General features: G+C 45.6%; 19 protein-coding genes. 13 read left to right on the forward strand and 6 right to left on the reverse strand.

The window, feature by feature from the left end:
- Positions 1-32: 32 nt before the first annotated feature.
- Together KHN79_RS04400 and KHN79_RS04405 are read right to left on the reverse strand one after the other, a co-directional pair.
- Positions 33-1373 (reverse strand): sigma-54 dependent transcriptional regulator, encoded by a 1341-nt coding sequence (locus KHN79_RS04400; protein ID WP_182011089.1) that lies wholly within the window; start codon positions 1371-1373, stop codon positions 33-35.
- Positions 1374-1377: 4 nt separating this feature from the next.
- Complete coding sequence (locus KHN79_RS04405; RefSeq protein WP_182011090.1) at positions 1378-3183, reverse strand: ATP-binding protein; 1806 nt, start codon at positions 3181-3183, stop codon at positions 1378-1380.
- A 46-nt stretch (positions 3184-3229) separates the two neighbouring features.
- Here KHN79_RS04405 and KHN79_RS04410 point away from each other — a divergent pair, with 46 nt between their 5' ends.
- The 8 genes from KHN79_RS04410 to KHN79_RS04445 all read left to right on the forward strand — a co-directional run bounded on the left by KHN79_RS04410 (position 3230) and on the right by KHN79_RS04445 (position 12536).
- Positions 3230-3415: a hypothetical protein gene (locus tag KHN79_RS04410; protein WP_224914416.1), complete on the forward strand. Its 186-nt coding sequence runs from the start codon at positions 3230-3232 to the stop codon at positions 3413-3415.
- Between the two features lie 291 nt (positions 3416-3706).
- On the forward strand, positions 3707-5011 hold the full coding sequence (gene tig / locus KHN79_RS04415; RefSeq protein ID WP_182011091.1) for a trigger factor: 1305 nt from the start codon (positions 3707-3709) through the stop codon (positions 5009-5011).
- Positions 5012-5116: 105 nt separating this feature from the next.
- Positions 5117-5743, forward strand: a complete 627-nt coding sequence (gene clpP, locus KHN79_RS04420) for an ATP-dependent Clp endopeptidase proteolytic subunit ClpP (protein WP_182011092.1) — start codon at positions 5117-5119, stop codon at positions 5741-5743.
- A 70-nt stretch (positions 5744-5813) separates the two neighbouring features.
- Complete coding sequence (gene clpX, locus KHN79_RS04425) at positions 5814-7094, forward strand: ATP-dependent protease ATP-binding subunit ClpX (protein WP_182011093.1); 1281 nt, start codon at positions 5814-5816, stop codon at positions 7092-7094.
- Positions 7095-7224: 130 nt separating this feature from the next.
- A complete protein-coding gene (gene lon, locus KHN79_RS04430) occupies positions 7225-9576 on the forward strand; it encodes an endopeptidase La (protein WP_182011094.1) in 2352 nt (783 codons plus the stop codon).
- 171 nt (positions 9577-9747) lie between these two features.
- A complete protein-coding gene (locus tag KHN79_RS04435; protein ID WP_220455398.1) occupies positions 9748-10041 on the forward strand; it encodes an HU family DNA-binding protein in 294 nt (97 codons plus the stop codon).
- A 202-nt stretch (positions 10042-10243) separates the two neighbouring features.
- A complete protein-coding gene (gene ppiD / locus KHN79_RS04440) occupies positions 10244-12103 on the forward strand; it encodes a peptidylprolyl isomerase (RefSeq protein WP_182011096.1) in 1860 nt (619 codons plus the stop codon).
- 148 nt (positions 12104-12251) lie between these two features.
- Positions 12252-12536: a helix-hairpin-helix domain-containing protein gene (locus KHN79_RS04445; RefSeq protein WP_182011116.1), complete on the forward strand. Its 285-nt coding sequence runs from the start codon at positions 12252-12254 to the stop codon at positions 12534-12536.
- A 94-nt stretch (positions 12537-12630) separates the two neighbouring features.
- Here the strand turns inward: KHN79_RS04445 and rrtA are convergent, their stop codons facing one another.
- The gene (gene rrtA / locus KHN79_RS04450; RefSeq protein WP_182011097.1) at positions 12631-13182 is read right to left on the reverse strand and encodes a rhombosortase; all 552 of its coding nucleotides are present in this window, start codon (positions 13180-13182) and stop codon (positions 12631-12633) included.
- 3 nt (positions 13183-13185) lie between these two features.
- On the opposite strand from rrtA, the gene KHN79_RS04455 reads away from it, so the two are divergent.
- Positions 13186-13806, forward strand: coding sequence for a DTW domain-containing protein (locus KHN79_RS04455; RefSeq protein ID WP_182011098.1), 621 nt, complete (start codon positions 13186-13188; stop codon positions 13804-13806).
- A gap of 17 nt (positions 13807-13823) precedes the next feature.
- Here KHN79_RS04455 and KHN79_RS04460 read toward each other — a convergent pair whose 3' ends face one another.
- From KHN79_RS04460 to KHN79_RS04470, 3 genes are all read right to left on the reverse strand, one after another.
- Positions 13824-15158, reverse strand: a complete 1335-nt coding sequence (locus tag KHN79_RS04460; RefSeq protein ID WP_182011099.1) for an anti-phage deoxyguanosine triphosphatase — start codon at positions 15156-15158, stop codon at positions 13824-13826.
- A complete protein-coding gene (gene yfbR / locus KHN79_RS04465) occupies positions 15159-15743 on the reverse strand; it encodes a 5'-deoxynucleotidase (RefSeq protein WP_182011100.1) in 585 nt (194 codons plus the stop codon).
- Positions 15744-15820: 77 nt separating this feature from the next.
- A complete protein-coding gene (locus tag KHN79_RS04470; protein ID WP_182011101.1) occupies positions 15821-17035 on the reverse strand; it encodes a pyridoxal phosphate-dependent aminotransferase in 1215 nt (404 codons plus the stop codon).
- A gap of 217 nt (positions 17036-17252) precedes the next feature.
- Here KHN79_RS04470 and KHN79_RS04475 point away from each other — a divergent pair, with 217 nt between their 5' ends.
- The 4 genes from KHN79_RS04475 to menB are packed head-to-tail and all read left to right on the forward strand — an operon-like array spanning position 17253 to position 21950.
- Positions 17253-18560 (forward strand): isochorismate synthase, encoded by a 1308-nt coding sequence (locus KHN79_RS04475; protein WP_182011102.1) that lies wholly within the window; start codon positions 17253-17255, stop codon positions 18558-18560.
- Positions 18557-20275, forward strand: a complete 1719-nt coding sequence (gene menD, locus KHN79_RS04480) for a 2-succinyl-5-enolpyruvyl-6-hydroxy-3-cyclohexene-1-carboxylic-acid synthase (protein WP_182011103.1) — start codon at positions 18557-18559, stop codon at positions 20273-20275. Before KHN79_RS04475 ends, menD begins: the two co-directional genes overlap by 4 nt.
- Positions 20262-21053 carry a 2-succinyl-6-hydroxy-2,4-cyclohexadiene-1-carboxylate synthase gene (menH, locus tag KHN79_RS04485; RefSeq protein ID WP_182011104.1) on the forward strand — a complete coding sequence of 264 codons (792 nt, stop codon included), beginning with the start codon at positions 20262-20264 and terminating at the stop codon, positions 21051-21053. The genes menD and menH overlap by 14 nt, the downstream gene beginning before the upstream one ends.
- 30 nt (positions 21054-21083) lie before the next feature.
- Entirely contained in the window at positions 21084-21950 is an 867-nt protein-coding gene (menB, locus tag KHN79_RS04490) for a 1,4-dihydroxy-2-naphthoyl-CoA synthase (protein ID WP_182011105.1), read from the forward strand.
- Positions 21951-22076: the final 126 nt, after the last annotated feature.

Genomic DNA, 22076 nt, shown 5'->3' on the forward strand with positions numbered 1-22076 from the left:
GTTGAGTTAAGGGGCAAATTCGGTAGCTCATTTTATTTATATATCTCCTTATCTATCTGATAACGTTGCATTTTGTCGTACAGAGTTTTTCGAGGCACATTCAATTGCGTCATGGTTTGCTTGATGCTGCCATTGTTTTCCAGTAGGGCATTTTCAATGGCCGCTTTTTCAAATTCAGCCACTTGCTCCGCCAAGCTGGAGGAAGGGTTAGCAGGAGTAGGGTTGGAATCTCCGAGTTGGATCAGTTTTCCGAGTAAGACAAAACGTTCTGCCGCATTTCTCAGTTCACGTACATTCCCTGGCCAGTCGTGCGCCATCAGAGTGGTAAGATCCTGAGGCGATAAACCGGGAGAGCTTTTTCCGTATCGTGAAGCCGCGACTAATAAAAAGTGATGGAATAAGGCGGGTATGTCCTCTTTCCGCATACGTAGGGGAGGTAAGTCTAGTGTGACAACATTAAGTCGATAGTAGAGATCCTGGCGAAAGGTTCCTTGTTCTGCAGCTCGCTTTAAATCAATTTTGGTTGCCGCGATTACGCGAATATCTAATGGGATAAGTTCATTCGAGCCAACGCGCTCTATAGCGCGCTCCTGCAGAACGCGCAGTAAACGGACTTGCGCCTGGATCGGCATTGACTCAATTTCGTCCAAGAATAAGGTCCCGCCCTGTGCAAATTCAAATTTACCTATTCGCCTGCTTTCTGCTCCGGTAAATGCGCCTTTCTCGTGACCGTAGAGTTCGCTCTCAATTAAGTTCTCTGGGACCGCGCCGCAGTTAACCGCGACAAAGTTATGGTTTCTGCGCAAACTCTGCTCGTGCAGTGAGCGGGCGATAAGTTCTTTACCTGTTCCAGTTTCTCCAAACAACAAAATGTCGGCGTCAGTATCGGCAATGTGAGTGATGGTTTCGCGCAATGCCTGAATACTGGTGGTTTCACCGATGATTCTAGGTCCGAGAGCCAGGCTGGCTTTGAGTGACTGGCGGAGTTTTTGGTTTTCATTGGTCAGTTGACGCTTTTCAATGGCTCTTTTTACCGTTTCGACTAAATGCTCCGGGGCGAACGGCTTTTCGATAAAGTCATAGGCTCCTTGGTGTAATGCATTAACCGCCATTGAGATGTCGCCGTGGCCAGTAATCATAATGACAGGAAGGTGGCTGTCTTTGTGGATCAAGGTATTGAGCAAATTCATACCTGATATGCCCGGCAAACAGATATCGGTGACGACCACTCCTGGCTCTGCCCCCTTTTTCATTGCCAGTAAAGCGGACTCGGCATCGGGGAAGAATTGTGCGTCGATATCGGCTAATTCGAATGTCTGCTCAATCGCAAGCCTCAGATCGGCTTCATCATCAATAAAAAACACCTGACACATAATCTTATCCTTCTGATTGTTCGCCGTTTAGTTGGACAATGGGTAGACAAAGTGAAAAACGAGCGCCGCCTTCAGTCCGGTTTGTTGCACTCAAATTTCCGTTCATTCCGCTCAATATTTGCTGTGATATGGACAAACCTAAACCCAAACCATTTTTCTTGGTGGTCAGAAATGGTTCGCAAAGATCACTCAGTGTGTGTTGTCCGATGCCCGGGCCATTATCATCAATATGTATCGCGACAGTATTGCTCTGCTGGTCATGTTCAACAGACAACCACACCTGTTTATCCTCTTGCTCTTTGGTTGCCTCTATCGCATTAGTAAGCAAGTTAACCAACACTTGTTCTAACTGAATCGTGTTAATAAATACCACTGCATCTTGTGCCACTAAGTCGGCTGACAGATTGACCCGAGCTGATTTAAAAGCCGGTTTCATCAGTTCTTTGGCCGATGCAATAACGGGCAGTAGCCGGGTTTTAATCAGCTCGTTACCACTGGTTTTTTTTGCAAAGGAGCGCAGTTGTTGGCTGATGTTAGCCATACGATCAGTCAGCGAGGAAATACGACTTAAATTATCTTCGACCCTTTCATACTTATCTTTGTGTAAGAAAAGCTTACCGTTTTCAGCAAAGCTGCGAATGGCTGCCAGTGGGTTATTCAGTTCGTGGCTGATACTTGCTGACATCTGTCCAAGTACTGCTAGCTTTGCGGCCTGAACCAGTTCATCCTGGGTCAAACGCAAAGTCTGTTCTGTTTCTATCCGTTGGGCTATTTCGGCCTGCAGCTCTGCAGTACGCTCCATTACCTGAAATTCAAGTTTCTGATTTGCTTCCTGCTGGACTCGTTCAAGCTGCAGATGTCGTTGCTGGCGGTGATAAATCAGTTGCCCGATGAGAAACAGCACCGTAAAGGCGAGAGTTATTACGACGAGGTAACCTAAGGTAATCCAGACGATAGATTGCTTGGGTGATAATACTCTCATGGTGAGTTTGGTTTCAGGGAGTGACAGAGAAGAAACAATTAAGGTCCCCTGATTGTATGGATAACCCTGTTTGAGCTCGGTATGGGCTGGTTCTAGGTCGCCAACGAAGTTCAGGCTACTTATCTGAGTTTCGAGATACTGACGGCTCGCCCAAATTTTGGTTTTTGTGATGTCGCTAAGGGGCTGGAAGCTCTTAAGTTGCCAGTCACTCCTGCTACTCATGAACACGATGCCATTAGGGTCACTGGCGACAAATACACTATCAGGTTGCTGCCAGTTATCTTCAATCTTATTTAAATTCATTTTAACGACGACCACACCAATTACACCGCCGGCGTATACAATCGGAGCTGAATAGTAGTAACCACGTTTACCGGATGTCGATCCCAGCGCGTAGTACTGACTTTGTTCGCCTTGAATGGCTTGTTTGAAGTAGGGGCGAAAGGCGAAATTACGGCCGACAAATGAGTGCTCCTGCCTCCAGTTGCTGGCAGCGATAGTGTTGCCCCATTGGTCAATGAGGTAAGTGTCGGCTGCGGCGATCACATCATTGACAGATTCTAAGTATCGATTGGTAACTTCAAGCTGTGCGGTGTTTTCCGGATGTAATAGTGCTTCGAAAAGAGGGGCATCCTTAGCTAAAAGGCTTGGGATATGAGCATACTTATCCAGTTTGTTCTTGATATGGCTGGAAAACTGTTCAAGTTGGGACTGATGTTTATCAAGCAATGCTTGATAGCTCGATTGCCATACCCAATGACCACCAATGATGGCGCATAACAAATATAAGGCGAAAAAAATCAGTAGAATACGGTTTCTTTGCGACATCCTGTCATTCCCAGATCAGCTCCTATTGTTTACTGAAGAAATGTTAATGGCTTGTAGAATGGATTGGGGATTTAGTTATCAACTCTGTGGAGTAAAACAAGAGCAAGATCTCTTTTTATGCTTTTCAATAAAAAAAGCTGTCGATTCTCTTGAAAAAGTCGCTATTGTCCCCATTCTAGTTATGCCGACATTTCAGATGCGCTGTTCTTACCGCGTTTTTTTGAAAAAATGAGGCAATATTCGAGAATTTAGCGCAGACAATGCCCACATAGCGGCTATTGGCTCGACAGGTTAGTAACAGATCGCTAGAATGTCGCGTCTAAAATTCTGTCCTGAGGCTAATAGGAGATACCTTTGGTGTTTAGCTGAAGATATCACTGATTAGTCCGGTGCTGATTGACAGTATCGATACTCGATTTAAATTAGGTCTTCGGACAGAGCACAACACAAGGATGAAGCGTTAGCTCCGGTGAGTTACGCTCATACGCTCGGAAAACCGAGCCACTTTAGAGGTTTATATATAATGCAAGTTACTGTTGAAACGCTAGAGGGCCTAGAGCGCCGTCTAAACATTACTGTTCCAGCTGCAAACATCGAAGACGCTGTAACAGCTGAACTACGCAACATCGCTAAAAACCGTCGTTTCGATGGTTTCCGTAAGGGTAAAGTGCCTCTAAAAATGGTTGCTCAGATGTACGGCAAAGCAGTACGTCAAGACGTTCTTGGTGAAGTTATGCAACGTCACTTCATCGAAGCTATCGTTAAAGAGAAAATCAATCCAGCTGGTGCGCCAACTTTCGCTCCTGTTGAAAACAAAGAAGGTTCAGACCTAGTTTTCACAGCAACTTTTGAAGTTTACCCAGAAGTTGAGCTAAAAGGCCTGGAAAACATTTCTGTAGAGAAGCCTCTGACTGACGTTAAAGATGCCGACGTAGAAGAGATGATCGAAACTCTACGTAAGCAGCAAGCGACTTGGGCTGAAGTTGAAGAAGCAGCAGAAGACGGCAAGCGCGTAATCATTGATTTCGTTGGTTCTATCGACGGTGAAGAGTTCGAAGGCGGTAAAGCTGAGAACTTCCCACTAGAAATGGGTGCTGGTCGCATGATCCCTGGTTTCGAAGACGGTATCGCAGGTAAGACTGCTGGTATGGAATTCGACATCGACGTGACTTTCCCAGAAGATTACCACGCTGAAAACCTAAAAGGTAAAGCAGCTAAGTTCGCGATCAAAGTAAACAAAGTTGAAGCACGTGAACTTCCAGAACTAAACGACGAGTTCGTTTCTAAGTTCGGTGTTGCTGAAGGTGGTGTAGATGCGCTTAAAGCTGAAGTTCGTAAGAACATGGAACGCGAACTTAAGCAAGCTGTTAAGAACCGCATCAAAGAGCAAGCTATCGACGGTCTGGTTGAGCAAAACGAAATCGACGTTCCTGCTGCACTTATCGAGCAAGAAATCCAAGTTCTGCGTCAACAAGCTGCACAACGCTTCGGTGGTAATCCAGAAGCAGCTGCACAGCTTCCACGTGAACTGTTCGAAGAGCAAGCTAAACGTCGCGTAGTTGTTGGTCTTCTTCTAGGTGAAGTTATCAAGTCTGAAGAGCTAAAAGCTGACGACGAGAAAGTTAAAGCACTAATCGAAGAGATGGCTACTGCATACGAAGATCCATCAGAAGTTGTTGCTTACTACGAGCAAAACGAGCAAATGATGAACAACATGCGTAACGTAGCTCTAGAAGAGCAAGCAATCGACGCGATCATCGCTAAAGCACAGGTTACTGAGAAAGAAGTAGGCTTCAACGAGCTACTTAACCAGCAACAACCTGCTTAATAAGCAATATATTGCGTAGAAGGTTGACTTAGCGTTAACTATTCTGCTAACAATGGTCCGTATGATAGTCATCATCCGGACCATTTATTTTAGGGACATAAGAATATGAGCTACCAAGAAAAAAATGCAATGTCGCCAATTATTGACGCACTAGTACCAATGGTGGTTGAACAGACTTCCCGAGGCGAACGTTCGTACGATATTTATTCTCGTTTGTTGAAAGAACGCGTGATCTTTTTAACGGGTCAAGTGGAAGACCACATGGCAAACCTTGTCGTGGCTCAGCTACTTTTCCTAGAATCTGAAAATCCAGATAAAGATATTTTTCTATACATCAACTCACCGGGTGGCAGTGTGACAGCAGGTATGTCTATCTATGACACAATGCAGTTTATCAAGCCAAATGTAAGTACAGTATGTATGGGACAAGCATGTTCAATGGGGGCCTTCCTACTTGCTGGTGGCGCTCCGGGTAAGCGTTATGTACTGCCTAACTCACGTGTGATGATTCACCAACCACTAGGTGGTTTCCAGGGTCAGGCTTCTGATATCCAAATTCATGCTCAGGAAATCCTGACCATTAAGCAGAAGCTAAACAAACTGTTAGCAGAACATACAGGTCAGCCGCTAGAAATTATTGAACGCGATACTGATCGTGATAACTTCATGTCAGCAGAGCAGGCTGTGGAATACGGTATTGTGGATGCAGTGTTAAGCCACCGCGGCGAGTAATTAGCCAGCGCATTTTGGCTAAAATTGATATACACTGATTCATGAAGAGTAAAGGCTAAGAGGTTAGCGAATGACAGATAAAAGCAAAGAAAGTGGCAGCGGTAAATTGCTGTACTGTTCTTTCTGCGGAAAAAGTCAACACGAAGTTCGCAAGCTAATCGCAGGTCCGTCCGTTTACATTTGCGACGAGTGTGTCGATTTATGTAACGATATTATTCGCGAAGAAATCAAGGATGTTCTCCCTAAGAAAGAATCTGAAGCGTTACCAACGCCAAAACAGATCCGTGAACACCTTGATGACTATGTGATCGGACAAGATTACGCGAAAAAAGTGCTTGCAGTTGCGGTATATAACCACTACAAGCGTTTACGCAATGGTGATACTACGAGCGATGGTGTTGAACTTGGTAAAAGTAACATCCTTCTAATTGGTCCTACAGGTAGCGGTAAAACACTACTTGCTGAGACACTCGCTCGATTCTTGGATGTGCCATTTACAATGGCTGACGCGACCACACTAACCGAAGCTGGTTATGTGGGGGAAGACGTTGAAAATATCATCCAAAAGCTACTGCAAAAATGTGATTACGATGTAGCGAAAGCTGAACGCGGCATTGTTTACATTGATGAAATTGACAAAATTTCTCGTAAAGCTGAAAACCCATCGATTACGCGTGACGTATCTGGTGAAGGTGTTCAGCAAGCACTGCTAAAACTTATCGAAGGTACAGTTGCTTCAGTTCCACCTCAAGGTGGACGTAAGCATCCGCAACAAGAATTCCTCCAAGTGGACACGTCTAAAATCCTGTTCATTTGTGGTGGTGCGTTTGCTGGCCTAGATAAAGTGATTGAACAACGAGTAGCGACTGGTACTGGTATCGGTTTTGGTGCAGAAGTACGCTCGAAAAACGAAACCAAAACAGTCGGTGAACTATTCACTCAGGTTGAGCCTGAGGATCTAGTGAAATACGGTCTGATTCCTGAGTTTATCGGGCGTCTACCAGTGACAACGACGTTGACAGAGCTTGACGAAGAAGCGCTTATTCAGATCCTATGTGAGCCGAAGAACGCACTTACCAAGCAATATGCTGCTTTGTTCGAACTTGAAGATACAGAACTTGAATTCCGTGAAGACGCGCTTCGTGCCATTGCTAAGAAAGCAATGGAACGCAAAACGGGTGCTCGTGGCTTACGTTCAATATTGGAAAGTGTTCTACTTGAAACCATGTACGAGTTGCCATCTGCTACAGATGTGAGCAAAGTCGTGATTGACGAATCCGTCATCAATGGTGAGTCAGAGCCGCTGCTTATCTACAGCAACACTGACAATCAGGCCGCTGGAGCAGAATAAATTCAGTTGTGAATCAAAAAGGAGGTAATTAGTTACCTCCTTTTTTTATTTCTGTTATTGAATCCAAACAATTAGCCCCCATATAAACCGATAAATATACGTTAAACGTGAAAGCGGAAGAGAGAATTATATGAACTTGGAACGTTCCGAGCGTATCGAGATCCCGGTACTACCTCTACGTGACGTAGTGGTCTACCCGCACATGGTGATTCCATTGTTTGTTGGTCGTGAGAAATCGATTAGCTGTCTAGAAACGGCGATGGAAACAAACAAACAAGTTCTGCTTGTGGCACAAAAGCAAGCTGACACCGACGAGCCGACTGTTGACGACCTATTCGATGTAGGTACGGTAGCCACCATTCTTCAGCTTTTGAAGCTTCCTGATGGCACAGTAAAAGTCTTGGTTGAAGGTCAGCAGCGCGCAAAGATTACCAACTTTAAAGAGAGTGACTTCTTCTTAGCTGACGCTGAATTCATTGTGACGCCTGAGTTAGACGAACGCGATCAAGAAGTGATAGTTCGCAGTGCAATTAATCAGTTCGAAGGCTTTATCAAACTAAATAAAAAGATTCCGCCTGAAGTTTTGACTTCGTTAAACGGGATTGATGAAGCCGCGCGCCTAGCTGATACCATCGCTGCTCACATGCCACTAAAGCTGGTAGACAAGCAACAAGTCCTTGAGATTGTCGATGTCACTGAGCGTCTGGAGTTCTTGATGGGCCAGATGGAGTCGGAGATTGATCTGCTGCAAGTTGAGAAACGCATCCGTGGCCGTGTGAAAAAGCAAATGGAGAAGTCTCAGCGTGAGTACTATCTGAATGAGCAAATGAAAGCGATTCAGAAAGAGCTTGGCGAGATGGAAGATGCGCCGGATGAGTTCGAAACGCTACAGCAAAAAATCGAAGAATCAAAAATGCCTCAAGAGGCGCGTGAAAAGACAGAACAAGAGCTTCAGAAGCTTAAGATGATGTCTCCGATGTCTGCTGAGGCCACCGTGGTTCGTAGTTACATCGACTGGATGGTCAGCGTTCCCTGGACTAAGCGTTCTAAGGTTAAGAAAAATCTGGCAAAAGCAGAAGAAATCCTTAACGAAGACCACTATGGTCTGGAGCGCGTGAAAGAGCGTATTCTTGAATACTTAGCGGTACAGAACCGTATCAACAAGCTGAAAGGTCCTATCCTTTGTCTTGTTGGTCCTCCTGGTGTTGGTAAAACCTCTCTGGGGCGTTCGATTGCTTCTGCTACAGGCCGTAAGTACGTTCGTATGGCACTGGGCGGCGTACGTGACGAAGCGGAAATTCGTGGCCACCGTCGCACTTACATTGGCTCGCTGCCAGGTAAGCTCATTCAGAAGATGTCGAAAGTTGGCGTAAAAAACCCGCTATTCCTTCTTGATGAGATCGACAAAATGTCTTCAGACATGCGTGGTGACCCGGCTTCGGCATTGCTGGAAGTGCTTGACCCTGAGCAAAACAACTCGTTCAACGATCACTATTTAGAAGTGGATTACGATTTGTCTGACGTGATGTTTGTTGCGACGTCTAACTCGATGAATATCCCAGGGCCGCTACTTGACCGTATGGAAGTGATTCGACTGTCTGGTTACACAGAAGATGAAAAGCTGAACATTGCTAAGCGCCATTTGGTAGAAAAACAGCTTAAACGTAACGGATTAAAGCCAAACGAAATTGTTATTGAAGACTCAGCAATTGTCGGCATTATCCGTTACTACACGCGCGAGGCGGGTGTGCGTAGCTTAGAGCGTGAAATTTCTAAGATCTGTCGTAAAGCTGTGAAGAACATCTTGCTGGATAAAGACATTAAGTCAGTAACCGTCTCGATGGATAACCTGAAAGAATACCTAGGTGTACAGCGTTTCGACTACGGTAAAGCGGACGAAAGCAACCGTATTGGTCAGGTTACCGGCTTAGCATGGACAGAAGTAGGTGGCGATCTGTTAACCATCGAAACTCAGTCTATGCCAGGTAAAGGTAAGCTGACTCAAACGGGCTCACTTGGTGATGTCATGCAAGAGTCTATCCAGGCTGCGATGACTGTGGTTCGTTCTCGTGCGGAAAAACTGGGGATTAATACTGATTTCTACGAGAAGAAAGACATCCACGTTCACGTTCCAGAAGGTGCGACGCCAAAAGATGGTCCAAGTGCTGGTATAGCGATGTGTACTGCTCTCGTGTCTAGCCTGACAGGTAATCCTGTTAAAGCAGAAGTCGCGATGACGGGTGAAATTACACTACGTGGTGAAGTTTTGCCTATCGGTGGCCTGAAAGAAAAATTACTTGCGGCACATCGTGGCGGCATCAAAACGGTACTGATTCCAAAAGATAACGAACGTGATCTGGAAGAGATTCCTGAGAATGTTATTGCTGATCTGAAGGTTATCCCAGTACGCTGGATTGATGAAGTTCTGAGCGTTGCTCTCGAGCGAGACCCGATGGGTGTTGAGTTCGAAGCTAAAAAATAGTGATATACAGCAAAAATAAGTAAAAGTTTGTGCTGATAAGCCTAAAAAGGCTTGTCAGCCTTTTTTTTGGACGCTAAGTTAGTTTCGATATCTCTCAGCCCTTTGTTGATAAGGGTTAGAGAGGTTTATTTATTAATTATGGAACGAAAGTCATCAAAAAAATAATCACAGATGGCACAAAGGGGAAATACAGTGAATAAAACTCAATTAGTTGAACAAATCGCAGAAAATGCAGATCTTTCTAAAGCGTCAGCAGGCCGTGCACTGGATGCATTCATCGAAGCAGTAAGTGGTACGCTTCAAACTGGCGACCAAGTTGCTCTAGTTGGCTTCGGTACGTTCAGCGTTCGTACTCGTGCAGCGCGTACTGGCCGTAACCCAAAAACTGGTGAAGAAATCCAAATCGCAGAAGCAAAAGTACCTTCATTCAAAGCTGGTAAAGCATTAAAAGACGCTTGTAACTAATTATAGAGTTTTGACTCTATAGTTGGCTATTTGAATATCTTTTGCTCAAACAATGAGTTTTGAACAAAAATTTACAAACTTCGAGCCGAACTTTCTTAAATTATGCGCATCATACTGATGCGCATTTCTTTTTCTGATATTATCGCGTCAGTAAATTTTTTAGTAGAAGCCGTATGCTTCAATTGTGGAGAGCAGTTAAATTATGATGGATCGACTACGCGAAGGCGTGAATAGCATCGCGGTCAAAATTATCCTTGGGCTTATCATCCTGTCTTTCGTATTTGCGGGTGTAGGTAGCTACATTGTTGGTGGCAACAACAACTCAGCGGCAAAAGTAGGAAATACTGATATACCTCGCGGTGAATTCGAGATGGCTTACCAAAATGAGCGTAACCGCATGCAAGCTCAGTTAGGCGAGTATTTCTCTCAGATGCTGGCAGATCCGGCATACGTTGAATCTTTCCGCAAATCAGTTCTCGATCGTATGATCAACGACGTATTGCTAGACCAGCAGGCAGAAGCTCTGGGTCTTCGAATCAGCGATGAGCAAGTTCGTAGCATGATTTTAGATATGCCTCAGTTCCAGTCAAACGGTCAGTTCGATCAGGAAGTCTACCAGGCATCTCTGCGCCGTGCAGGTTTCTCTCCGGATTCATTTGCAGAATACATGCGTCGCGAGCTTGTTCGTGAGCAACTACTGAACGCACTACAAACCAGTGAGTTTACGTTACCGGGTGAAGTACAAGCCGGCGGTGAACTGTTTACTCAAACTCGTGATATTCGCACTATCACAATCGATTTAGCTGAGTTTGCTAAAAACGTAGAACTAACCGATGAAGAAATTCAGGACTACTACAAAGCAAACCAGGACAACTTTACTCGCCCGGAACAGGCGAAAGTGTCTTACGTTGAGCTATCAGCCGAAAGTCTGAAGAAACAGATCCAAGTATCTGATGAAGACGTTAAGAACTACTATGATGAACATCTGGATAAATACTCTTCAGGAGAGCAACGTCGTGTCGCTCATATTCTTGTAGAAGGTGATGATGAAGCGAAAGCTCAGGCGATTCTGGACGAGCTGAATAATGGTGCCGATTTCGCAGCACTTGCTCAAGAAAAGTCTGACGACTTCGGTAGCGCAGAAAATGGCGGCGATTTAGGCTGGATTGAGCGTGATGTTATGGATCCAGCATTCGAAGCGGCAGCATTCGCCCTTAAGAACCCTGGTGATATGTCTGAGTTAGTTAAGTCTGATTTCGGTTACCACATTATCAAGCTTGAAGAGCTAAAAGATTCAGTAGCAAAACCATTTGCTGATGTTGAAGCTGAAATCAAACAAGAAATGGTTGATCAGAAAGCGGTTGATAAGTTCTACGAGTTACAAAATGAGCTTGAGCGTGTCGCGTTTGAATTCCCTGATTCACTAGATGATGCTTCGAAAGCCATTGATCAAAAGGTGAAGACTACAGACTTCGTTTCTCAGGCAGATGCTCCGGAAGTACTTCGTAATCCAGAAGTCATGCAAGCAATCTTAAGCCCGGAAGTGAAAGAAGATGGCCTGAACTCAGAAGCGATTGAAGTCGCCCCAGAGCACATTGTCGTTGTTCGAGTTGAAGACACACGCCCAGAAACGGTTCTTCCTATTGCTGATGTTAAAGAGCAAGTTGTTGCCGAGCTCTCACGTGTTAAAGGTGAACAAGGCGCACTAGAGCTTGCTACAGATGTCGTTGCTCAGCTTAATGAGGGTAACACTGCAGTTCTTGCTGAAAATAACTTGGCATTTGGTGAACAAGAAACGGTAGATCGTCGTTCTCCGCACGCTGCATCGGTATTTGCGATGGCAAAACCAGTTGACGGTAAGCCTGTCTACGGTCAATCGAAAGATCTGGACGGTAACGTGGTTGTGATCGAGCTGGATTCAGTAAAAGCTGCATTGGACAGCTCGTTGGAAGAGCAGGTAGCGATGCAGATGCAACGTTCTTCTTCACAACAGGATCTATCTTCTGTACTGGCTGTGTTACGAGCTAATACCGATATTGAATACTATATTGTGAGCAACTAAGCATTCTTAATGTAATTTGCATGTTAGCTAAAACGGGCCGCATAAGCGGCCCGTTTTAATTTTATCTCAATCAACTTCAATGATTCGGAAGCTTTGCCTAAATTAGTGCTCTGATTTTATACGCTAATTGAGAGAGCTTATGTTTAATATGAAGTGGGTTTTGACTTTGTGTTTATGTATGTTTGCACCGCTTGGCTTGGCGGCAGACTCGGACACAGATAAATATGAAGGCATTGAAATTACAGTTAATGTGAATACTGCATCTGCAAAAGAAATCGCGACAATGCTGAAAGGTATTGGTGCAAAGAAAGCACAGGATATAGTGGACTACCGTACCGAGCACGGTCCGTTTAAAACCGTAAATGAGCTTTCCAATATTAAAGGAATTGGTGCGGCTACTCTGGAGAAAAATGAAGGGCGTATTCTCCTCTAGCTACGAACTTTTTACATTACTTTGTTTGAGTTTCCAATTACTGCTTTCCCGAGCCAAACCGTTTTCGTGGCTCGGGATTTTTTCTCCAAACATTTTATCCAAACAGGCGACGGTGAAAGCCTTTTTCTATTAGTGCCATACCAAGCCCTCCGATTGCCCCAAACATATGTGCATCTACCGCAACACGTGCACCAATCATCGCTGCTGTGCTCGTCGAAGGGCCATAAACTTGCTCCCATACTACTTTAGCAACCAAGCCTGCAACGAGTAATATACTGCTTCTTCTTGCTTCAAAAACTTCCCGAAGGGCCCAGAAACCGAACAGTCCGTGCAGTACTCCTGACAGCCCGACGTAGACTGACATATTCGTAACTAAGTTTAGTGCACCAACGAAAGTACAAAGCAAAAGAAAAACGATAAGGAAGTTTCGTGTACTTGGGCGGAAAATGAAGCTAATCACCCATAGCCCTGCCAGGTTCATCCCTAAATGAGCAAAGTTGGTATGAGTTAAATTTCCTGTTACGATTCGCCACCACTCTCCGTGACGAATATTATAAGCATGCCATTCACTCATGCTTGTCAAAGGCTCAAACTGTAGCGCTAAGCAGATAACGCTGATAATTGTCAGCAAAGTATAAAGGTTCACTCTATGTCTCGTTATTGTTCTCAGTGTGGAAAATCACGCAAAGCTTGTATTTGCTCCTGGATTGTACCGCTAGAAAGCGCAGTTGAACTTATCATTCTTCAGCATCGTAGTGAAGAGCATCGTCCCCTGGGTACGGCACGGATTCTCAAATTAAGTTTAGAAAACTGTACTTGCCTGATCGGTGAGGACTTTTCTCAGGATCAAACGCTTAACAATCTGCTTGCTGATGACAACTATCAACATATGATTCTCTACCCGTCTGAGCAGTCCGTTTGCCTTTCAGAACTTGTCGAAGGCGAGGGCATTAATAAAAAGAAGACTCGTTTGATACTGCTGGATGGAACGTGGAAGAAAGCGTATAAAATGTGGCAGCTGTCGAGTAATCTGCATTCTCTGCCAACAGTCAGGCTACCTGATAATCTTCAGGGGAGTTATACGATCCGTAAAGCGCCGTCTGAGAACAGCTTATCAACAGTAGAGGCTGGTTTTTATGCGTTAAGTCAGCTCGAACCGACAAACAATTTCACGCCTTTACTAACGGCATTTGAAAAGATGATAGAGTTTCAAATCGCCCAGATGCCTCCGGGCGTTTTTGAAAAGAACTATTTGAAAATAACTGGTTGAAGGGATTATAAATACAGCTATAAGGACATTGGCGAGAACAGTTGTCGATGGAGTTTCTGTGCGTGACCGTCTGTCATGGCTGAAATGTAGTCGGCGATTATTCTCATTTTGTCGCTTTCTGTTACTGCTTCGCACCAAAGTGCTTTGGTGTGGATTGGGAGCAGGCGCTCAGGCGCAGCGGTCAGCGCTTCAAATAAATCCATGATGATCTGCTGACCCTTATACTCCACAATTTGTACTTGCGGCACTTGAATAACATACTGACTGACAAAGCTTTTCAGGAGTTCTAGAGCTTTTGCTGTCTGCGGCTCTAAGCAGGCATTCCAGGCTAGCAGCGGGCTGGTAAATACTTCATCTACGGCTTGTATTGAAATACTGGTAAGTAAGGCATTAACCATACCGCCAATCGCGTCTTTTCTTTCATGGTGTTTACCGCTAAACAACATTTGCCCGATAGAGTCAATATGTGCTTCAAACCACGGGTCACCACAACTGGATAGATGACGTGCCGCGCCATCTTGCCATTGCTGACGAGTTACCATTCCGAGGACAATCGCGTCTTCGAGATCGTGAACTCCATAGGCAATATCATCTGCAAGCTCCATGATCGAGCAATCAAGCGATTTAAAGCGAGTTTTACTGTGCTCAAACTCCGACTCTGGTTCATAACGCATCTGGCTAAGCAAGGTTTTATCTGTGTCTGTAAGAGGCTCAAGAACCCAGTCGAATAACGCTTTGTCGCAGTCATAAATCCCTTTCGCCGGATACCATTCGTGTGCTTTCAGTTTACGTTGATGCTCGGCAGGAGGCGGTAAACTGGTTGAGCGAGTCTGACTAATCAGAGCCGGGTACTTAATCAGGCCAAGCAAAGTTCGGCGTGACAGATTCATACCAAAGTGTTCCGTATACGGCTCTAACTTGGTCACGATACGAAAGGTTTGTGCATTGCCTTCGAATCCGCCGTGTTCACGCATCATGTAGTTCAATGCGGTTTCCCCACCATGTCCATAAGGCGGATGACCAATATCATGTGCCAGACAAAGTGAATCTATCAGGCTGTCGGAGGGCAACAGATAACGAAATTCCGGTTGTTTCTTTTTCAGCTGTGCAACGATACCTGTGCCCAGCTGAGCCGCTTCGATGGAGTGGGTTAAACGGGTTCGGTGGAAGTCTTCAAGACTGTTGCCGTGCACCTGTGTCTTGGCTTGTAAGCGGCGAAACGCAGCAGAATGCAGAATACGTGCTCTGTCGCGCTGATATGGGCTGCGGTGGTCGTCCCGGCGGATTTTGTGCTCGTCATCATGGCGCTCTTGCCATTGAGTGTGTAATTCAAATGACACTTGTGTCTCCAACTAGCTAATTTCATCCAGTGACAACTCAAAGCTCGGGGCAAAGGTAGTCAGAAAATAATCCATTTCTGGTGTGTGTCGTTCCTGAAGCGTGACCTCAAGGCGTTTTTTCGCAAGTGCAAATTCGTGGTTTCCTGCACTCAGCTCTTCTAAGCATTTAAGATAAGCACAAACTGAGTCAGCTTGTTTGACGATTTTCGCATCTTCTTCGTGCGCGGAATGTGAGAGTAGAAAAGGCGCAAAGTCGTCGTGGAACTCTTCCGGTAGCATCGACAGGAGTTTCTGTTCCGCTGCTGCTTCTATTTTCTTATATTCTTTACTGATTTCTGGGTTGTAGTATTTTACCGGAGTCGGTAAGTCGCCGGTAAGGACTTCACTGGAGTCATGATACATCGCAAGCAGTGCGATTCTTTCGGCGTTAACACTTCCGCCGAATTTTTTGTTTTTGATAAGCGCTAAAGCGTGAGCGACAAAAGCAACCTGTAAACTATGCTCTGAGACGTTCTCTGTTGACACAGAGCGCATTAGCGGCCAGCGTTGGATCAGCTTCATTCTTGCCAAATGGGCGAAAAAATGACTTTCTTTCATGGCTTTCTCCTATTCTGGAATAAAAAAAGGAGCTCGTTATGAGCTCCTATAAGCATATGAGAGATCGGAATTAATTACTACTGGCTATAGGTAGATAAGAAACGTTCGAATCGTCCGATTGCGGTTTCAAGATCTTCAACATGTGGCAGCGTAACTATCCGGAAGTGATCCGGTTTTGGCCAGTTGAAGCCGGTGCCCTGAACGAGCAACACTTTTTCCTGCTTCAGGAAATCAAGCACCATTTGCTGGTCATTCTTGATGTTGTATTTTTTGGTATCAATTTTCGGGAACAGGTACATAGCACCTTTAGGCTTAACGCAGGATACACCCGGAATTTGCGTGATCAGTTCGTAAGCGCGATTACGTTGCTCAAGCAAGCGACCGCCAGGAAGTATCAGCTCATTGATGCTCTGATAACCACCCAACGCAGTCTGGATAGCGTGTTGCATCGGAACGTTGGCGCACAAACGCATAGAGGACAGCAGCTCTAGCCCTTTCACATAACCTTCAGCCAAATGTTTAGGGCCGGTCAGGAACATCCAGCCACCACGGAAGCCACAAACACGGTATGCTTTGGACAGACCGTTAAATGTCATTACCAATACATCTTCAGTCAGGGTCGCGACAGATGTGTGCGTTGCACCGTCGTAAAGGACTTTGTCGTAAATTTCGTCAGCAAAGATGATCAGTTTATGCTGACGGGCAATTTCTATCATTTCGAGAAGGAAATCTCTGCTGTAGACCGCACCCGTCGGGTTGTTCGGGTTGATCAGGACAAGTCCACGAGTCTTTGGTGTGATCTTACTCTTGATATCTTCGAGATCCGGGTACCAATCTGATTGTTCATCACACAGGTAATGGACAGGCTTACCGCCAGACAAAGCCACAGAGGCAGTCCATAGCGGATAGTCCGGAGCAGGGATCAACATTTCGTCGCCATTGTTCAAGAGCGCTTGCATCGACATCATGATGAGCTCAGATACGCCGTTGCCGACATACACATCTTCTACATCCAGAGAGCGTATACCTTTGCGCTGATAGTGTTGAACAACCGCTTTACGTGCCGAGTAAATACCTTTGGAATCACAGTAACCCTGAGAAGTTGGCATATTCCGGATTACATCTACTAGAATCTCATCAGGGGCGTCAAAACCAAATGGGGCGGGGTTGCCAATATTTAGCTTTAGGATTTTATGCCCTTCTTCCTCCATGCGTTTAGCATGTTTGAGTACAGGTCCCCTAATGTCATAGCAGACATTATCGAGTTTTGACGACATCCCGATATTTTGCATTGTTTGATTCCTAAAAATTCATTAATTTCTTTATTAAAATACAGTAATTTGTATTTTAATAGAATATATATCTGTAAATTATCTGTTCGCTGGTTGTGTTTTAGTCGACGGCTATTTTGAGAGTGTACAAAAGATCGCATAGTCCCTTGATTTGCTTAAGGTCTAAACATAGAGTAGCCAATAGTTACCCTTTATCCTCACAGACTACGAGGTTGATTTGTCTCAGTTCTATCAAGCCGTACAAAGAATTATCAAACAAGTTCAGAAAACAGAAGGCAATCCGATGCGTCTGGTGGAGCCTCTTAATGAGAAACCTCATTTCTCGTTTATTGATTGGCTTGATGCTCAACCACTTTTTCCCAAGTTTTACTGGCAATCCCGTGATACTCGTGAAGAAGTTGTCGCGCTAGGGCAGTTGCATACTTTTGTAGATCCCGGCGCTGCCTACACGATTTTGGGAGAGGGACAAAGAGTGTGGGGCGGGCGTTCGTTCGACGGTCAACATGAAAAAAATCGCCGTTGTATGCCTTCGTTTTTCTTCTTACCTCAAATTGAGCTGATTCGTTTTGATGATCAATGGTCACTGGCTGTTAATGTTGATGAAGATAAAACTCGTACCCTGGCCGGGCTGCAGAAACTTGTCTGTGATGTGGCTGCATTAACTCCAATCTCTTCGCATATTCGCTCTATCGTACATACGCCGACTCAGTCTGAATGGAGTGAGTTAGTCAGCAAGGTGCTTGCCGGTATTGATAACGAAGATTACAAAAAAGTCGTTCTTGCACGATGTTCAACTCTTCAACTCGACAATGAGCTTAGTGCCGCGCAGTTACTTAAAGCGAGTTACAGCCAGAACCACCACAGCTTTCATTTCCTTTTCAGTTTGGATCGAAAACACAGCTTCATGGGCTCGACGCCGGAACGCCTCTATTCTCGAGTTGGTCAGGAACTTTATACTGAAGCACTGGCTGGCACGATTGGGCGCGGAGATAACGCGACTCACGATATGGAACTAGCAAACTGGTTGTCGCAGGATCTGAAGAATCTCAATGAAAACCAGTACGTCGTAGACGATATTATCGATCGCTTGTCCGAGCATTCTGAGTCTGTGGAGGTCGAGGCTGAACCACGGCTGGTACGTCTTCGAAAAGTGCAGCATTTAAAGCGTAATATCCATGCGAGTCTGAAATCGGGGATTAATGGTGTGCAGTTGCTATCGGCTCTGCAACCCACTGCTGCGGTCGCCGGACTGCCACGCCAGGAGTCAATGGAATTTATTTTAGATAATGAACCGTTTGCCCGCGGTTGGTACGCCGGTTCTATGGGATACTTAAGCCATGAACGGGCAGAGTTTTGTGTAGCAATAAGAAGTGCGTTGGTCCTTGGCGATCAGGTACAGCTTTTTGCCGGTGCAGGCATTGTGCCGGGATCGGTTGCGGAACATGAGTGGGCGGAGCTGGATAAAAAAATGTCAACATTGCTAACACTTATCGCCGATCACTCTCCGCTTGGAGTGGCATCATGAGTCATGATCAAGCTGTAATAAATCGTATCTGGTCTGAAACCTTACTCACAGAACTGAATCGATTTGGGGTAGAGCACGTTTGTATTGCACCAGGTTCTCGCTCAACACCATTAACGCTAGAAGCCGCTGATAACCCCGATTTTACGATTCATACCCATTTCGATGAGCGCGGGCTGGGCTTTATGGCGCTCGGTTTGGCGAAAGCGAGTCAGAGTCCGGTCGCGGTAATTGTTACATCGGGAACTGCTGTCGCAAACTTACTTCCGGCGGTTGCTGAAGCCAGGCTGACAGGTGAAAAGCTGGTGCTGCTAACTGCTGATCGCCCTGTTGAGCTGGTGGGCTGCGGAGCTAATCAGGCCATCGATCAGCTGGGGATATTTTCTCAGCATGTATCAGCCAGTCTGAACCTACCAAGCCCGACACTGAATACCTCTCTCAACTGGCTGCTTACGTCTATTGATGATGTGATGTTTACCCAAAAGCAGAATGGCTGTGCGGTTCATATCAACTGCGCTTTCCCGGAGCCGCTTTATTCCACTGGCGCTAAAAGCGAATACCACTCTTATCTCAGTACGGTAACCGCCTGGCGGGAAAGCCGCAGCACCTACACTACGCGTTTTAGTTCACTTTCTGCCGGAGAGATACCGTCGTGTAAGGATAAAAAGGGGGTGGTGCTTATCGGCAGTCTTCCTCTAAAGCAGGCTCATGCTGCACTTTCATTTGCGCAACAAATGGATTGGCCTGTGCTAGCGGACCCGCAGAGCGGTATCAGCTCTGAGTGGGCGCACTATGATTTGTGGCTGCCTGCATCGAACCTCGCGCAGCAGTTAGAGTCATGTGATCTGATTGTCCAGTTTGGTAGCCGTATTATTTCTAAAAGGTTGAATCATTGGATTGAGAATCAGATCAGTCACTGCAATCAAGGCAAACCTGTTGATTATTGGTATATTTCTGAACGACCTGGCCGCAATAACCAAAGCCACTTACCTCAGTTGCACTGGATTGAATCTCCTGAAAATTGGGTGGCGCGTGTTGGTAAAGTAGTTGCTAAGGAGTCTGGATGGGCAAATCAGCTAAGAACAGAGATTGAGCAAGTAAGTAGGCATATCCATGACTCATTTCTGAGTGCATCGGCTTTTGACTTAAATGAAGTCGCCTTGGCTGTGGATATTGAGGAAAGAGCGAGAAATGTCGATGTCTTTCTGGGTAATAGCCTATTCGTTCGCTTGGTCGATATGTTCGGCCGATTATGCAATACGGAAGTGTTTTCTAATCGCGGTGCGTCGGGTATTGACGGCGTCCTGGCAACGGCTTCTGGCGTTCAGCGCACTCGGGGAAATCCTTTGCTGGTTTATATTGGAGATACCTCTGCTTTATATGATCTCAACTCACTATCACTGTTTACCCACAACGCACAGCCGGCGGTCATCGTTATCACTAACAATGACGGCGGGGCGATTTTTGACATTCTTCCTGTGCCAGCAGAAAGACGTCAGGCTTATTACCAAATGCCTCATGGTTACCAGTTCGAACATGCTGCCAAACAGTTTGGTTTGAGTTACCAACAACCAAAAATGCTAGAGCAGTATCAACGAATAGTCTCTGAGCATTTTGAATGGGGCCAGGGCACGTTAGTGGTAGAAGTACAAACGCCACCTAACCAAGCTGTTGAACTTATTAAAATATTCAATAAGACTCTGCATGCTAAGTTCTGAGTTCTTTCCCGCAACGGAAAAGCACCAAAGCGGCGCTATGCCCACTTTGGTGTTTTTACATGGTTTGTTGGGAAGTGGTGAGGACTGGCAAACTTGTCTGGATGAGTTACCCCAGTTTGACCGGCTGACCATTGATTTACCCGGACATGGTGCCAGTCAGTCTGTCGAGTGCAGAGATTTAGACGATTGCTGCAAACTTGTCAGTTCTACACTATCTTTATTGTTTCCCTCACACCAACCACTTATTGTGATTAGTTACTCCATGGGTGGTCGAATTGCGATGCACGGACTCGCTTCTAATTGCTTCTCAGATCTCAATATTCGAACCGCAATTATAGAAGGGGGAAACTTCGGGCTTCAAACAGAGTCAGAGAGACGAGCGAGGTTAGAAAACGACTATCGTTGGGCAATACGTTTTAAAACCGAGCCGCTTGAACACGTTTTGAGCGATTGGTATCAACAAGCGGTGTTTTCTTCACTAAATCATGAGCAAAGACAAACATTAATTACAAAGCGCAGTGCTAATCTTGGCGCGGCGGTAGCTAATATGTTGCTGGCGACATCGTTGTCAAAGCAAGCTTATCTTTTGCCAGCATTACAACAGCAAGGTGTGCCGGTTTATTACCTGTGTGGCACAAAAGATAAAAAATTCAGTCAGCTGGCAGAAAGTTGCGGGTTGACGTATCGACAAATAAAGGGGGCAGGGCACAACGCCCACCAAGAGCAACCAGAACAGTTTGCGATACATGTAAAACAAATCATTCAATCTCACCTGTGAGTGAGAGTAACGATAACAATGGGAACCACCATGGCAAAAACAGTAGGTATTTCTGAAGAGGAGCTTTACGCTCCGGTTGAATGGAAAGATTGCAGCGAGAAGTATGAAGATATCCATTATCACAAGTCTGTCGATGGTATCGCGAAAATAACCATTGCGCGTCCGCAAGTACGTAATGCATTCCGTCCGCAAACAGTAAAAGAGATGATTGATGCGTTAGCAGATGCACGTTACGACTCTGCTGTCGGCGTCATTATCCTTACCGGTCTGGGTGAGGATGCCTTCTGTTCTGGTGGTGACCAGAAGATTCGTGGTGACTACGGTGGTTACAAAGATGACCAAGGCACTCATCACTTAAACGTACTGGATTTCCAACGAGATATCCGTACTTGTCCAAAACCTGTTATAGCATCAGTGGCAGGATGGGCAGTCGGTGGTGGCCACGTACTGCACATGATGTGCGACTTAACCATTGCGGCAGAAAACGCACAGTTTGGTCAGACAGGACCTAAAGTGGGCTCATTTGACGGTGGTTGGGGCGCTTCTTACATGGCTCGTATTGTTGGCCAGAAGAAAGCTCGCGAAATTTGGTTCCTATGCCGCTTCTACAACGCGCAGGAAGCATTGGATATGGGCTTGGTTAATACCGTTGTGCCACTTGATGATCTTGAAAAAGAAACGGTTCGTTGGTGCCGTGAAGTACTGCAACACAGCCCAATGGCATTGCGCTGTCTGAAAGCTGCCCTGAATGCTGACTGTGATGGTCAGGCAGGTCTGCAAGAACTTGCGGGTAACGCAACCATGATGTTCTACATGACTGACGAAGGTCAGGAAGGTCGTAACGCTTTTAACGAGAAGCGTCGCCCGGACTTCGATAAATTCCCTCGTAACCCTTAATTTTCCGTATAGCAGTGCACCTTAACGTTGCTCTGTATTTGATTTGACTCAAGCATCTCACCTATCGGTAATATGGCTGCTTTTGATTAGCCAAGATGCTTGGATTACGCGGTTTAGGAGAGGATG

The sequence above is a fragment of the Vibrio sp. B1FLJ16 genome (assembly GCF_905175385.1).
In the GTDB taxonomy this organism is placed as follows: domain Bacteria; phylum Pseudomonadota; class Gammaproteobacteria; order Enterobacterales; family Vibrionaceae; genus Vibrio.